Origin of the sequence: Pseudomonas rhizosphaerae (assembly GCF_000761155.1) — a bacterium.
GTDB classification, from domain to species: Bacteria; Pseudomonadota; Gammaproteobacteria; order Pseudomonadales; family Pseudomonadaceae; genus Aquipseudomonas; species Aquipseudomonas rhizosphaerae.
This window is the reverse complement of the sequence record NZ_CP009533.1, coordinates 1,191,804-1,206,048: the sequence shown is the minus strand read 5'-3', so window position 1 is coordinate 1,206,048 and position 14,245 is coordinate 1,191,804. Positions and strand designations below refer to the sequence as shown.

The window sequence follows — 14,245 nt, the reverse complement described above, 5'->3', positions numbered from 1 at the left end:
CGCCGATAGGTAGGAAGCAGCCTAAAACCCATTCGAAGAAAACACGCTGCACGCCTTGCCCTTTTCTGCCGACCAACACTTATAAATCCAGCGGAATATTCCATGAACATCAAACAGAAATTGACCTGGGGCTTTGCGGTCATCGCGTGTCTCCCGGTGATCGTGGTCGCCGTGCTTGTCGTCTTCAACCTGCGTGAAGCCGCCAGGGCTGAGTTCGTTGACAGCAGCGGCCGCGAGATTCGTCAGATCGACAATGGAATAAAGCAGTTTTTCGACGGCATCAGCCAGAACGTCGAATACCTCGCCAAGGACCCTCGCATCGTGGCTGCTCGGGATCTGAAGAACTATTCAGGCGCCGACGCGCCGCAAATTCCCCTGACCGAGAACAATCAGCGCCTGCTCGAGATCTTCGATGGCTTTGCCAAGACCCACCCAAGCACGGCCTACCTGTCCATGGGAATGAGTGATGGCGGTTACGCCAGCTGGCCCAACGACCCCAAGATCGCCAACTACGATCCGCGCCAGCGGCCCTGGTACAAAGCCGCGATGGCGGCGCCTGGCACCACGGTTCGCACCGATGCCTACTACTGGGCGGCGGACGATGTGTCGCTGATCGGCACGGTGCACAGCGTCACCGACACTGCTGGCCAGGTGGTCGGCGTGGTTGGCCTGGATGTGTCGCTCAAGCAGATGACCGAGCTGGTGAAGAACATCAAGCTGGGTAACAGCGGTTACCTGATGCTGATCGAGGCCAACGGCAACGTGTTGGTGGATGCCCGCGATGCACAACACAACTTCAAGCCGCTGGCCGAGCTTGGCGGCAACTATGCCGAGCTGGCCAGGCATGGCGACGGTGCGACCCAGATCGAGATCGACGGCAAGGTCTACATGGCCAATATCGTCAGCTCATCTGGCCTGGGCTGGCGTTTCATCGGCCTGATCGAGCGCGAAGAAGTGATGGCTCAGGCTTCTAACCTGACGTGGCTGATCGCGGCCATCGCCGCCGTTCTGGCCGTGGTGTTCGCCATCGTGGGTGCGAGCTTCGCCGGGGTCATCGTGCGGCCGATCCGTGGCGTCGCCAATGGTCTGCAGGAGATCGCCGAAGGCGAAGGCGACCTGACGCGTCAGCTCAAGGTCCAGGGCAAGGATGAAACGGCGGCGCTGGCGGGCTGGTTCAATCAGTTCGTCGGGATGATTGCCCAGTTGGTGCAGCGCATCGGTACTGCATCTTCCGATCTGCAGGCGGCGGCTGCCGATACCCATGAAGTGGCGCGCCACATGGACGAAGTCGCTGGTCGCCAGCGCGAAGCGGTGGAACTGGTGAGCACGGCGTTCAACGAAATGGTCGCCACCGCCAACGAAGTGGCGCGTTCCTGCGGCCAGGCGGCAACCAGCGCCGACAACGGCTATCAGGAAGTCCATGACGGCCAGCAGCGCATCGGCGAAGCGACCACCTGCGTCCTCAAGCTGAGTTCGGAGCTGCAGCAATCCACCGAAACCATGCAACTGCTGCAACAAGACAGCAAGAACATCAACAGCATTCTGGACACCATTCGCTCCATCGCCGAGCAGACCAACCTGCTCGCCCTCAATGCTGCCATCGAGGCGGCCCGCGCCGGCGATCAGGGTCGCGGGTTTGCGGTGGTCGCCGACGAGGTGCGCGCGCTGGCCCGTCGTACCGCCGATTCAACCGGGGAGATCGATGGCCTGTTGGGTAATCTGGCCCGTCGGACGCAGGTCATCACTCAGCAGATGCAGGGCAGCCTGCAAGTGTCTCAAGACAGCGTCGAGTGCATCCAGCAAGCGCGGGACAGCTTCGACAAGATACGCACGTCGGTCGATTCGATACGCGACCAGAACAACCAGATCGCCACGGCCGCCGAGGAGCAGCACCAGGTGGCCGAGGAGATCAACCGGCACATCGCGCAGATCCATGCCGATGCCCAACTGGTTGAAGAGTACGCGCACACGGCGCAGTCGGGATCGGGGCGTCTGACCGACATTTCCGGGAACCTGCGGGGCCTGGTGGGGCGCTTCAAGGTGTGACGCCGAAAATCCGCAGCGCCTTCTTCGCGGCCACAGACCGCTCCCACGCAAAGGCATGCCACCCCGTGGGAGCGGTCATTGGCCGCGAAGGCTGAACCGCTCAACACCTGACACCCCGCAGCGTCCGACCTCACAGACAGTCAGAACCCGACCGTTGCGGAAACCAGATAGGTTCTTGGGGTAGCAAGGGTCAAACCGGGTTCGCTGTCGTCGGAAGCGCCGGCCGAGGCCCAGTAGCGTTTGTCCAGGACGTTTTCGACATTAGCCCGCAGGGTAACCGCCTTGCCCTGCACCTTGAACGCATACCGGGCACCCACATCGAAGCGCTCCCAGCTGTCGATTTCCTTGCTGTTGGCCTGATCCAGGTATTGCGAGCTGGAATAGATACCGCGCCCGGTAAGGGTCAAACCCGGCAATGCCGGAACGTCCCACTCCGCACCCAGGTTGACATTGAGTTCGGGCGTGGCCGGTGCGCGGTTGCCATCGAAGGCCCCTGCGCTGGTGCCGGTCAACTCGCTATCGATGTACATCACCCCGCCCAGCAGGCGCACGCCCGGCAGTGGTTCACCGAACACGCTCAACTCCACGCCATTGTTCTCCCGCTTGCCATTGGGGCCGAAAGTGCGGGTGAGCGCGTTGGTCTCGTACGCCGGTTGTTTGATGCGAAATGCTGCAGCGGTAATAGCCAGGCTGCCGAGGTCGTACTTGGCGCCCACCTCGACCTGACGACTGATGAAGGGCGGGAAGATCTCGTCTTCGTTGATCGACGTGGAAGGGGCAATCTTGCCCTGGCTCAGGCCTTCCAAATAGTTGGCGTACACCGACAGCTCGTCGGTGAGTTTGTAGAGCACTCCCGCCGAAGGCGACAGCTTCTCTTCGTCATAGCCCGTATCGCCCCTCACGCCGTCGCTCCAGTCATCGACCTTGACCCGCTGCCAGCGCGCGCCCAAGGTCAACAACAGCCGGTCATCGAAGAACCCGAGGGTGTCGGACAACGCCACGCCGTCGAAACGGTTCTCGGTGTAGACCTCAGGGTCCTGCCGCGTGGGGTTGGCAGGCGTCGGCGTTGCAGTCGGCGCGTACAGGTTGCTGCGCCCCCTGGCATAGCGAGCGCCACCATTGGTGAAGTCCATGTAGAAATGACTGGCAGCCAGGTTCACCTCATGGCTGACGGGGCCGGTCTGGAACCAGTTGCGCACGCCCACCGTGGCCGTTCGCACGCTCTCGTCGCGGGTGAAGTCGCGGGGCAGCACATCGAAATCACCGGCGTCGTTGGTGACCGATACGTTGTGCCGCAGGAAATCATGATTGCTCTCGCGGGCGCCGATGCTGCCGTACACCATGACCGAATCGCTGAGATCATACTCACCATTGAAAGCCCCGAAGGTGTCCTCGGTACGTGCCTTGCTCCACCCTTGCGCATAGTTGTCGCGCACATGGTTGGCACCGGGCACGCGCGCGTTGGCTCCGACCTGGACACGCTCCTGCGGCGCATCGGTATCACGCTCGGTATGCCCCACATCGGCAGACAAGCGCAGGCGCTCGCCGCGGAAATCCAGGCCGAGCACGGCCATCTGCCGGTCCACGCTCTGCTCGTCCCACGTGGTATCACCGGCCTGCTTCACCGCGTTGAGGCGGATGCCGAACCGGTTGTCTTCGCCAAAACGTCGGCCGACATCCACCGCGCCCCCGGCCTGGCTGTCGGACGCGTAGCTGGCGGTGAACTCGTTGATCGGTGCATCGGTGGCGCGCTTGGGCACCACATTGATGCCGCCGCCGACGCTGCCCCGCGGGGAGATGCCATTGATCAACTGGCTGGGCCCACGGAGGATATCCACCCGCTCGGCCATCTCCATGTCGATGGAGTACGTGGGCAGTATTCCGTACAGCCCGTTGTACGACACATCGCTGTTGAACAGGCTGAAGCCGCGGATGGTGAACTGCTCGAAACGCCCGCCGGCCGGGTTGGTGGTACGCACAGCCGGGTCGCTGGCCACCAGATCGCCCAATGTACGAGCCTGCTGATTCTTCGCGGTTTCACTGGTGTAGGTGGTCATGCTGAACGGCGTGTCCATGAAGTCACGTGCCCCCAGCAGACCCTGCGAACTGCGGCGCGCCACTTGGCCTCCTGCGTAGGACTCGCCCGCGACATTGCCCTGCGCCGCACCGGTCACGGTGGTGGGCGTGATCTCCAGCACGTCGGCACCCTGAGGCGCAGCCACCAGGGTATAGGCATCCTGCCCCACTGCCTGCAGGCGCAGACCGCTACCAGCGAGCAACTGGGCAAAACCGCCTTCCACGCTGTACTCGCCGACCAGACCGGCGCTCTGCCGACCGTTGACCAACGCGGGCGCGACCGAGAGGCTAACGCCCGCCTGGCTGGCAAAGCGGATCAACGAGGCGGCGAGCTCACCTCGGGGTACGTTGTAGACACGCGCCGTGTCGTCGGCAAGCGCCGTTTGCAGGGGCAACGGCGCAATGCCGAGCAACAGGCTCAGAGGCAAGGCGCGCACGTAGCGCGTCGAGGGTTTGCGGCTATCACGGGGAAACGAACGAGGGGGCCGTGGGGGCATGGCTAGAGGCTCTGTGAGTGTACTTACCTTTCCATGACACGCGAGTGCGAAAAAGGGGACAGGCGCTACGTGGTTTTTTCTCGTGGCACCAGCGTGGCCCAATAGCGCGTGCGCCATTGGACCTGCAGCGGCAGGCTGACCGCCAGCAGGTTCAGCACCTGGTCGGGGTCATCGAGGCGGAAACTGCCGGTTACCCGCAAATCTTCCAGTTCAGGTTGCCAGCGCAGGATGCCGGGACGATAGCGGTCCAGTTCCCGCAGGAAATCGCCCAAGGGCTCGTTCAAGGCGACCAGCACCCCGTCGCGCCAGCCCGGTTGACGTGGGTCGAAGCGTTCGACCGGACCGGTCCCTGTGCTGGTCAGCCGCACTTGTTGGCCCGCAAGCAGGGTCAGGGGCGCAAAGCCTGTGGGTCGAACGTGCGCAGATCCTGCAAGGACCGACAACTGACAGCGACCGTTGCCGTAGCGCACATTGATCTCGCCGCTATTGAGTTTCACGTGGCCAAGCGCGGTGTGGATAGCGAACGGCGTGGCATTGGCCAGACGCAGGCCAATTTCGCCGCGCAGCAGGGTCAACCGTCGTTGCCCAGCGTCTATGTCGACCGCCGTGGCAGTGTTGATCTGCAACACGCTGCCATCGGCCAAGGTCAGTCGGCGTCGCTCGCCGGTGTCGGTGGCCACGTCGGCGCGCCAGGCATCGGTGGGCAGCTCACGCGCAACCCACAAGCCGGCCGGCATCGCCACGGCCAAGCCCAACAGGCTTTTCATCACGGTGCGGCGGCTCGGGGCTGGTCGATCCAGGCTGGCCATGGCCACCGCTGGCGGTAAACTCTGAAACCGGCCTTTGAGCGCCGACACCCTGCGCCACGCCGACTCATGGGCCTCACTGGCTTCGCGCCAGCGTTGCAGGCGAGCCAGGTCCTGCTCGGTGACGGCGCCAGACTCCATGCACACCCACCAGCGCGCCGCCGATCGGGCAGCCTGGCGGGCTTCGTCGCTCGGCTCGAGGCTTAGCACAGATCGGCCAACAGGCAGTGCTCGTAGGCCTGGGCCATGTAGCGCTTGACGCTGCGCTCGGTGACCTTCAAGCGTTCGGCGATTTCCCGGTAGCCCAGCCCTTCGAGCTGGCTAAGCAAAAAGGCCCGGCGGACTTTGGCCGGTAGGCCATCAAGCAATTGATCCAGGGCGTGCAGGGTTTCCAGCACCTGCCAGCGCTGTTCCGGCGAGGAGGCGACATTGGCGGGCAAGGTGGCAAGCGCATCAAGATAAGCCTGTTCCAGACTGCGCCGACGGTAGAAATTCACCAGCAGGCGTTTGCCGACCGTCTTGAGGTAGGCGCGAGGCTCCTGCAGCTCGGCAATGGACTGGGAGCTGGCCAACACTCGAATGAACGTATCCTGGCTCAGGTCCGCGGCATCCCAGGCACTGCCCAGGCGCCGGCCGAGCCAGTGCTCCAGCCAGCTGCGATTGTCGCGATAGAGCGTCTCGAACGCCCGAACGTCCGCCCCCGCAGGCTCGACCATCATCGGCACCCTGTCAGATGTAAATGAGATCGATTGTATTTTAAAAAGGGTTTGCAGCGGAACCGTTACTTGCGCCCTCGATGCTGCATTCGCCCACCACGCACCCCCTGTAGCAGCGGCGCGAGCCGCGTCCGGGATCGGCGCGGTATTACTGACCAATCAACCCGAGATAGGCGCCGACTGAACCCGCCGATACGTCGTGTGCCAACACAACAGCAAACCCGCCCCCGCCATCAGCGCGCCGACGATGCCGATGTTGGCCACGCCCAACTGGGTGATCACCACACTGCCCAGCAACGCCCCACCGCCGATGCCGACGTTGTAGATCCCTGAATGCAGCGCCATGGCCACGTCCGTGGCATCCGGCGCCAGCTCCAGCACCTTGGACTGCATCGCCAGACTGAAGCACATGATCGAAATACCCCACACCACGCTCACCCCACCCAGATAGGTAGCGTAACGCGCCAATGGCAACAACAGCATCAGGCAGAGCGCCAGCAACGCGATCGATGCCACCATGAAGCCACGCGGATAGCGACCGCTGTAGCGGCTGAACACCACCGAACCGATCACCCCGGCGCCGCCGAACAGTAACAGCAGGGTCGTGGTCATTTCCCCGCTCATCTGCGCCGCGGCTTGCACGAACGGCTCGATGTAGCTGTACGCCGTGTACTGCGCGGTGATCACCAGTGCAGTCGTTACATACAGGGCGACCAATACCGGGCGTTTGAGCAACATGGGCAGGCTGCGCAGCGATCCGGAATTCTGGCTCGGCAATGCGGGCAGGCTTTTTGCCAACCACAGCCCTACTGCCGTGGCCACCACGCCAATGCCAACGAAGGTGGTGCGCCAGCCCAGCGCTTCACCGACTACCCGCCCCAACGGCACACCCAGCACCATGGCCAGGCACGTACCAGTGGCGAGCAGACCCAGGGCCTGAGTGTGCTTGCCCGGTGGCGCCAGCCGCACCGCCAGCGATGCGGTGATCGACCAGAACAAGGCGTGGGCAAAGGCGATGCCGATACGACTGGCCAGCAGCACCCCATAGCTCCAGGCGACGCTGGACACCGCATGACTGGCCACAAACAGGATGAACACCCCGATCAGCAACCGGCGACGCTCGACGTTGCGCGTTAGCAACATGATTGGCAGCGACATCAGCGACACCACCCAGGCATACACCGTCAACATCAACCCCACTTGTGCCGTCGGCATGGCAAAGCTCTGACCGATCGAGGTCAACAGCCCGACTGGCGCAAACTCCGTGGTATTGAAGATGAAGGCCGCCAGCGCCAGCGCAATCACGCTGGACCAGCTGCCTGTGGGTGTATTCGAAGACGTATTCATTGGATGGCTTCAGCGACTCTCAAAAATAGTAGGAACGGTCTCGCCTTATCAAACACCACGCATACGTGTGCCGCCCGACTTTCAAGCCAAGCGGAGCAAGCAATGAATGATTGTTATGAGTGTTGAGGGGCGACGCCAGATGCGGCGGATTCTACGCCCCGCACACGGCAGGCACAATGCGGTCGCCCACCTCGCGCAGTAAAGCAGCAGACGATACCTGGCAACGTCGCTACACAGTTTCGGGCTTGCCCTCGGAACCAGCGATCGAGAAGATTTGTATCCCATGGGATACGGATCTATGCTGATGAAGATCGCCACAACGGATGTGTTTGAGCGCTGGTTCACTCGATTGCGCGATCGCCAGGCCGCCATACGGATCCAGGCCCGGATCGACAGGCTGGAAGACGGGAACTGGGGTGACTGGCAGTCAGTGGGAGAAGGCGTATGCGAGATGCGGCTTCATTTTGGGCCAGGCTACCGCCTGTACTTCATGCAACACGAGCAGTGCTGGATAGTGCTGTTGGCTGGTGGCGACAAGTCGACACAGTCCTCCGACATCGCTATCGCCAAGCGCATGGCACACCAACTTCAGGAACAGGAACGATGAAAATCAAGCTACGGGAATGGGACAGCGCTGAACACCTCAAAACCGATCAGGACATGATCATGTACTTCGATGCTTGCATGGCCGAAGCTGGTGATGACGCGGCATTCATTGCCAAGGCGCTGGGCAACATTGCGCGCGCCAAGGGTATAGCCCAGGTGGCGAAGGACACCGGGCTGGGTCGCGAGAGTTTGTACAAAGCGCTTTCGGAAGACGGCAATCCGAGCTTCGCGACGATACTGAAGGTGACGCGTGCACTGGGTATCTCTCTGCATGCAGGCCTGCTTGCATCACCCTCTCGCCCTGCCCCTGCTATCGGCTAGCGATCTGGGCGCGCGCACCCAACCGACTCAACCAGACCGAGAACAAGATCACCCCACCTCCGAGGAACAGTCGCCCCAAAGGCTCGTCCTGGTTCCAGATCAGCAGGTTGAGCAGCAGCCCGATCGGTACGTGCAGGTTGTTCATCACCGCCAAGGTTGCGCCTGGCACGCGGCTGGCGCCCTTGTTCCACCAATACATGCCGAGCGCCGTCGACACCAGCCCGAGGAACGCCAGCACGCTCCACTGCACAGACGTCTGCGGCAGGTTGTGGGGGTTGCCGAACAGCAGGAAGGCCGGCAGCACCACCAGCAAGGCGCCGACGTAGAAATAGCCGAAGCGGCGGTATTGTGGCTGGTCGCTGGGGTGGCGTGCCAGCAGATGCTTGTACAGCACCTGCCCGGCCGCGTAGGTGAAGTTGGCCAGCTGCAGCAACAGGAACCCGATGAAGAAGTCCGGGCTGACGCGGTCGAAGCGGATGACCGCGGCCCCCGCCACCGCCACCAGCGCCGCCACCAGTGCCCAGCGGTTGAAGCGACGGTTCAACGCGTCCTCGATCAGTGTGACGTGCACCGGCGTCAGGATGGTGAACAGCAGCACCTCCGGCACGCTCAAGACCCGAAAGCTCAAGTACAGACAAACGTAGGTGATCCCGAACTGCAGCGCGCCGATCAGCAGCATGGCGCGCAGGAAGCGCGGTTCGACCTGACGCCAGCGGGTCAGCGGCAGGAACACCAGCCCGGCGAGCAGCACCCGGGCAAGCACGGCAAAGTAGCTGTCGACGTGGCCGGCGAGGTATTCGCCGATCAAGCTGAAAGAGAAAGCCTGGATGAGAGTGACGATCAGAAGGTATTGCATGGTGCGTCCCGAATTGGCGAGGCGCGGACCTTAGCGCATCCGGGCCGGGTCAGGCCAGTGAAGCCAGCCTCGATCCGATTGAATACCCCAGGTTAGCTGCCCTTATCCATCAAATAAGTTGTCTTGTCCGATCATTGCTCTACCCTGTCTGGCATCCAGACACAGGGCTGTACGCCAGCTCAGGACACCAGGAATCGAAGATGAAAGCGCCTCGCGTCACCCTTGATCAATGGCGAACCCTGCAGGCCGTGGTCGACCACGGCGGCTTCGCCCAGGCGGCCGACGCCCTGCACCGCTCGCAGTCGTCGATCAGCTACACCGTGGCCCGCATGCAGGACCAGCTCGGCGTCCCGCTGCTGCGCATCGACGGACGCAAGGCCGTGCTCACCGACGCCGGTGGCGTGCTGTTGCGCCGCTCCCGGCAACTGGTCAATCAGGCCAGCCAGCTGGAAGACTTGGCCCACCACATGGAGCAAGGCTGGGAGGCCGAAGTCCGCCTGGTGGCCGACGCCGCGTATCCCAATGCACGGCTGATCCGCGCGCTCACCGCGTTCATGCCGCAAAGCCGCGGCTGCCGCGTGCGGCTGCGCGAGGAAGTGCTGTCGGGGGTCGAGGAAGTGCTGCAAGAAGGCGTCGCCGACCTGGCGATCAGCAGCTACAGCATTGCCGGCTACCTGGGCACCGAACTCAGCGCCGTCGAATTCGTCGCCGTGGCCCATCCCGAACATGCCTTATTGGGCATGGGGCGGGCCTTGAGCGTGCAGGACCTGCACGGCCACATGCAGGTGGTCATCCGCGACTCGGGCCGCCAGCAGCCGCGAGACGTCGGCTGGCTGGGCGCGGAACAGCGCTGGACCGTCGGCAGCCTGGCCACGGCGGCCAGCTTCGTCGGCAGCGGCCTGGGCTTCGCCTGGTTGCCGCGGCACCTGATCGAACGCGAACTGCGCGAGGGCACCCTGGCCGCCCTGCCCCTGGAACAAGGCGGCAGTCGGCATCCGATCTTCCATCTGTATTCGAACAAGGACAAGCCGCTGGGTCCGGCCACGCAGATTCTCGTCGAGTTGCTGCGCACCTTCGATACTGCGCCCCTGGACGTGCCGATTCCAGCCCTGGAGCAGGTCAGTGCCGTGATGAACCAGGACGACTGACGGTCGTCTTGCGAACATTAAGTAACATTCATTTTTTTCAAACCGGCTCGCGTGGGCCGCCCTTTGGCGACACGCTTGCTACATTGCCCCGAACGCTTGCGCCACTCACGGCTCAAAGCCTATGCCTCTCTCTCAAGGACCTCGTACCGATGCTGAAAAAAATCCTCCTGGCTGCCTGCTCCCTCTCCTTCGCAGGCCACTTGATGGCTGCCGATGCCAAGCACCCGCATGTGTTGCTCGACACCAGCATGGGCACGATCGAAGTCGAACTGGACGCGGTCAAGGCGCCCATCAGCACCGCGAACTTCCTCGCCTACGTCGAGAAGGGTCACTACAACAACACCATTTTTCACCGCACGATTCCAGGCTTCATGGTGCAGGGCGGTGGCTTCGATGCCACCATGCGCGAAAAGCCCACCCAGGCGCCCATCAAGAACGAAGCCGACAACGGTTTGCACAACGTGCGGGGAACCCTAGCGATGGCGCGCACTCAAGTAAAGGACTCGGCCACCAGCCAGTTCTTCATCAACCAGAAGGACAACGATTTCCTTGACCACGGTGGTCGCGATTTTGGCTACGCGGTCTTCGGCAAGGTGGTCAAGGGCATGGAAGTGGTCGACAACATCGCCAATACGCCGACCACCACCAAAAGCGGCATGCAGAACGTGCCCAGCGACCCGGTGATGATCAAGTCGGCAAAACGCGTGGACTAAGCCGCACGCCCTGCCGGCCTCGTAACAGCCAGGACCGTCAACCCGCACAGGAGAGCACGCTTGAGCATTTATCGCCGCTTCGAACAATGGATCGATATCTTCCGCGAAGCGCCTACGGAAACGCCTCCCAACAAGGTCCTGGCCTTCTACATCTACTACCTCAAGCAGGTCTGGCCCAGCTTCGCCACCCTGCTGGTGGTCGGCCTGATCGGTGCACTGATCGAGGTCGCCCTGTTCCGCTACCTCAGTCGCATCATCGACATGGCCCAGGGCACGCCCAATGTGCATTTCTTCAGCGACAATGCGCTGGAGTTGACCTGGATGGTGGTGGTCGCGCTAGTCCTCAGGCCCATTTTCATTGGCCTGCACGACCTGCTGGTGCATCAGGCGATCAGCCCGGGCATGACCAGCCTCATCCGCTGGCAGAACCATAACTATGTGCTCAAGCAGAGCATGAATTTCTTCCACAGCGACTTCGCCGGGCGTATCGCCCAGCGCATCATGCAGACAGGCAACTCGCTGCGCGACTCGGCGGTGGCCGCGGTCGACGCGCTGTGGCACGTGCTGATCTATGCGATCAGCGCCCTGGTGCTGTTCGCCGAAGCCGACTGGCGGCTGATGATTCCCTTGATCCTGTGGATTATCGCCTACGTGATTTCGCTCTATTACTTCGTTCCGCGCGTCAAGGAACGCTCGGTGGTGTCTTCCGACGCCCGCTCGAAACTGATGGGCCGCATCGTCGACGGCTATTCAAACATCGCCACGCTCAAACTGTTCGCTCATACCAGCATGGAGCAACAATACGCCCGTGACGCGATCAGCGAGCAAACCGAGAAAACCCAGCTGGCCAGCCGGGTGATCACGGCCATGGACTTTGCCATCACCACCATCAACGGCCTGTTGATCGTCGGCACCACTGGCCTGGCCCTGTGGTTGTGGACCCAGTCATTGATTTCCGTAGGTGCCATCGCCCTGGCAACCGGCCTGGTGATCCGTATCGTCAACATGTCCGGCTGGATCATGTGGGTGGTCAACGGCATCTTCGAAAACATCGGAATGGTGCAGGACGGCCTGCAGACCATCGCCCAACCGGTCAGCGTGACCGACAAGAAGGGCGCGCCACGGCTCAAGGTCGACCGCGGCAACGTGCGTTTCGAAGACGTGCATTTCCATTACCCCAAGGGCGACAGCATCATTGAGGGCTTGACCCTGGATATTCGCCCAGGCGAGAAGATTGGGTTGATCGGGCCTTCCGGGGCGGGCAAATCGACCTTGGTCAACCTGCTGCTGCGCCTGTACGATTTGCCCAGCGGGCGCATTCTGATCGATGGCCAGGACATTGCCGACGTGACCCAGGAAAGCCTGCGCGAGCAGATCGGCCTGATCACCCAGGATACCTCCCTGCTGCACCGCTCGATTCTCGACAACCTGCGCTATGGCAAGCCCAACGCCACCGAGGAGCAGGTCTGGGAAGCAGTGCGCAAGGCGCGGGCTGATGACTTTCTGCCATTGCTGTCCGACAGCGAAGGCCGTCGCGGTTTCGATGCTCACGTGGGTGAGCGCGGCGTGAAGCTGTCCGGTGGCCAGCGCCAGCGGATCTCCATCGCCCGCGTGCTGCTGAAGAACGCGCCGATCCTGATCATGGACGAGGCGACCTCGGCACTCGACTCCGAAGTCGAAGCAGCGATTCAGGAAAGCCTGGAGACCCTGATGAAGGGCAAGACTGTGATTGCAATCGCCCACCGCCTGTCCACCATCGCCAAGATGGATCGCCTGGTAGTGCTGCAAAAAGGCAAGGTCGTGGAAATCGGCAGCCATACCGAGCTTCTGGCACAACAAGGCCTGTATGCGCGCCTCTGGCACCATCAGACCGGCGGTTTCGTTGGCATGGATTGATCCTGCTGCTCCCATGGCTCACGGGGCCATGGGGGCGCCCCTGTAGGACCGGTCAATGAATGGCTCAGGCCTGCCGATACGGCAACGCCTCCCGCGCTTGCTCCGCATAGCCCATCACTCCTACCCTTTCCTCCTGCAGAAAATTCTCCACCGCAGCCCGCAGTCCCGGATGCCGCAGGTAGTGCCATGACCGTGTGATCACCGGTTCGAACCCGCGGATCAACTTGTGCTCGCCCTGCGCCCCGGCATCGAAACGCTGGATACCGTGGGCAATCGCATAGTCCATGCCCTGATAGAAACAGGTTTCGAAGTGCAGCCGGTCATACTCGGCTAGGCATCCCCAATAGCGACCATAGAAGCTGTCGCCTCCCAGCAGACTGAAAGCCATAGCCACGGGCCGACGTTCATGGGTCGCCAACACCACGCGGATCGCCTCGGGCATGCGTTCGGCCAGCAGACTGAAGAAATCACGCGTCAGATAGGGAGAGCGTCCACGAACGTAGTAGGTATTGGCATAGCAGGCATAGACGAAATCCCATTCGGCCTCGCTGACCTGCCCGCCCTCGCGCCATTCGAACTCGATGCCTTGCGCCCGCACCTGCTCGCGCTCCTTGCGCATCTGCTTGCGCTTGCGCGAACTCAGCGCATCGAGAAAATCATCGAAATCCCGGTAGCCGCGGTTGTGCCAGTGATACTGGCAACCCAGCCGTTCCATCCAGCCTTCCTCGTCAGCCATCAGTTCATCGAGGGCCGGGTCGGTGAAATTGACGTGCGCACCACTGAGCCCTTCCGCTTCGAGATAGCCCGGTAGGCTGCGCAGTAGCTCGATTCCGTCCTGCGGACGACGAACCAGCAGGCGCGGACCGCTCACCGGACTGAACGGCACTGCGCTCAGCAGCTTGGGGTAATAATCGATACCGGCGCGCGCGCAAGCATCGGCCCAGCCGTGGTCGAACACATACTCCCCGTAGGAATGCCATTTACGGTAGCTGGGCAGTGCCGCCACCAACTGGCCCTCTTCGATCAGCAACACGTGCTCCGGCGCCCAGCCCGAGCGCTCTCCCAGGCTGCCGCTGTCCTCCAGCGCGCTGAGAAAACCATGGCGCAGGAACGGCTGCGGTTCGGGCAACAACGCGTCCCACTGCGCGGCGTCGATGGCGGACAAGCTGGCAGCAACATGCAACGGCATCGATAGGCTCCAATAGATGAGACGTGCC

Annotated in this window: 12 protein-coding genes; 6 read left to right on the top strand and 6 right to left on the bottom strand. The window is 62.4% G+C overall.

Annotated elements, in window-relative coordinates; genetic code table 11:
- Positions 1–102: 102 nt before the first annotated feature.
- The gene (locus LT40_RS05485; protein WP_043187373.1) at positions 103–2,046 is read left to right on the top strand and encodes a methyl-accepting chemotaxis protein; all 1,944 of its coding nucleotides are present in this window, start codon (positions 103–105) and stop codon (positions 2,044–2,046) included.
- Positions 2,047–2,186: 140 nt separating this feature from the next.
- Here LT40_RS05485 and LT40_RS05480 read toward each other — a convergent pair whose 3' ends face one another.
- The 4 genes from LT40_RS05480 to LT40_RS05465 all read right to left on the bottom strand — a co-directional run bounded on the left by LT40_RS05480 (position 2,187) and on the right by LT40_RS05465 (position 7,488).
- Positions 2,187–4,619, bottom strand: coding sequence for a TonB-dependent receptor (locus LT40_RS05480; RefSeq protein ID WP_084139718.1), 2,433 nt, complete (start codon positions 4,617–4,619; stop codon positions 2,187–2,189).
- Positions 4,620–4,684: 65 nt separating this feature from the next.
- Positions 4,685–5,635 carry a FecR domain-containing protein gene (locus LT40_RS05475; RefSeq protein ID WP_043187367.1) on the bottom strand — a complete coding sequence of 317 codons (951 nt, stop codon included), beginning with the start codon at positions 5,633–5,635 and terminating at the stop codon, positions 4,685–4,687.
- The gene (locus LT40_RS05470; RefSeq protein WP_043193327.1) at positions 5,629–6,141 is read right to left on the bottom strand and encodes a sigma-70 family RNA polymerase sigma factor; all 513 of its coding nucleotides are present in this window, start codon (positions 6,139–6,141) and stop codon (positions 5,629–5,631) included. The genes LT40_RS05475 and LT40_RS05470 overlap by 7 nt, the downstream gene beginning before the upstream one ends.
- 159 nt (positions 6,142–6,300) lie before the next feature.
- The gene (locus LT40_RS05465) at positions 6,301–7,488 is read right to left on the bottom strand and encodes a sugar transporter (protein WP_084139717.1); all 1,188 of its coding nucleotides are present in this window, start codon (positions 7,486–7,488) and stop codon (positions 6,301–6,303) included.
- Positions 7,489–7,792: 304 nt separating this feature from the next.
- Here LT40_RS05465 and LT40_RS05460 point away from each other — a divergent pair, with 304 nt between their 5' ends.
- Positions 7,793–8,095 (top strand): type II toxin-antitoxin system RelE/ParE family toxin, encoded by a 303-nt coding sequence (locus LT40_RS05460; protein ID WP_237749284.1) that lies wholly within the window; start codon positions 7,793–7,795, stop codon positions 8,093–8,095.
- Entirely contained in the window at positions 8,092–8,415 is a 324-nt protein-coding gene (locus LT40_RS05455; RefSeq protein WP_052393255.1) for an addiction module antidote protein, read from the top strand. Before LT40_RS05460 ends, LT40_RS05455 begins: the two co-directional genes overlap by 4 nt.
- Here LT40_RS05455 and LT40_RS05450 read toward each other — a convergent pair.
- A complete protein-coding gene (locus tag LT40_RS05450) occupies positions 8,405–9,271 on the bottom strand; it encodes a carboxylate/amino acid/amine transporter (RefSeq protein WP_043187359.1) in 867 nt (288 codons plus the stop codon). The two genes, LT40_RS05455 and LT40_RS05450, sit on opposite strands and share 11 nt — an antisense overlap.
- A 200-nt stretch (positions 9,272–9,471) precedes the next feature.
- Between LT40_RS05450 and LT40_RS05445 the strand changes: the two genes are divergently transcribed.
- From LT40_RS05445 to LT40_RS05435, 3 genes are all read left to right on the top strand, one after another.
- Positions 9,472–10,419, top strand: coding sequence for a LysR family transcriptional regulator (locus tag LT40_RS05445; RefSeq protein ID WP_043187357.1), 948 nt, complete (start codon positions 9,472–9,474; stop codon positions 10,417–10,419).
- A gap of 149 nt (positions 10,420–10,568) precedes the next feature.
- Positions 10,569–11,132: a peptidylprolyl isomerase gene (locus tag LT40_RS05440; protein WP_043187354.1), complete on the top strand. Its 564-nt coding sequence runs from the start codon at positions 10,569–10,571 to the stop codon at positions 11,130–11,132.
- A gap of 66 nt (positions 11,133–11,198) precedes the next feature.
- Positions 11,199–13,028, top strand: coding sequence for an ABC transporter ATP-binding protein (locus LT40_RS05435; protein WP_043193325.1), 1,830 nt, complete (start codon positions 11,199–11,201; stop codon positions 13,026–13,028).
- A gap of 64 nt (positions 13,029–13,092) precedes the next feature.
- On the opposite strand, the gene LT40_RS05430 is transcribed toward LT40_RS05435, so the two are convergent.
- Positions 13,093–14,217 (bottom strand): GNAT family N-acetyltransferase, encoded by a 1,125-nt coding sequence (locus tag LT40_RS05430; protein WP_043187352.1) that lies wholly within the window; start codon positions 14,215–14,217, stop codon positions 13,093–13,095.
- Positions 14,218–14,245 lie beyond the last annotated feature (28 nt).

Excerpts from the sequence above, each read along its gene's own strand:
- LT40_RS05430 (WP_043187352.1), bottom strand. The coding sequence starts at position 14,217 with ATGCCGTTGCATGTTGCTGCCAGCTTGTCCGCCATCGACGCCGCGCAG.
- LT40_RS05450 (WP_043187359.1), bottom strand. The coding sequence starts at position 9,271 with ATGCAATACCTTCTGATCGTCACTCTCATCCAGGCTTTCTCTTTCAGC.
- LT40_RS05455 (WP_052393255.1), top strand. The coding sequence starts at position 8,092 with ATGAAAATCAAGCTACGGGAATGGGACAGCGCTGAACACCTCAAAACC.
- LT40_RS05440 (WP_043187354.1), top strand. The coding sequence starts at position 10,569 with ATGCTGAAAAAAATCCTCCTGGCTGCCTGCTCCCTCTCCTTCGCAGGC.
- LT40_RS05485 (WP_043187373.1), top strand. The coding sequence starts at position 103 with ATGAACATCAAACAGAAATTGACCTGGGGCTTTGCGGTCATCGCGTGT.
- LT40_RS05465 (WP_084139717.1), bottom strand. The coding sequence starts at position 7,488 with ATGAATACGTCTTCGAATACACCCACAGGCAGCTGGTCCAGCGTGATT.
- LT40_RS05470 (WP_043193327.1), bottom strand. The coding sequence starts at position 6,141 with ATGGTCGAGCCTGCGGGGGCGGACGTTCGGGCGTTCGAGACGCTCTAT.
- LT40_RS05460 (WP_237749284.1), top strand. The coding sequence starts at position 7,793 with ATGAAGATCGCCACAACGGATGTGTTTGAGCGCTGGTTCACTCGATTG.
- LT40_RS05445 (WP_043187357.1), top strand. The coding sequence starts at position 9,472 with ATGAAAGCGCCTCGCGTCACCCTTGATCAATGGCGAACCCTGCAGGCC.
- LT40_RS05480 (WP_084139718.1), bottom strand. The coding sequence starts at position 4,619 with ATGCCCCCACGGCCCCCTCGTTCGTTTCCCCGTGATAGCCGCAAACCC.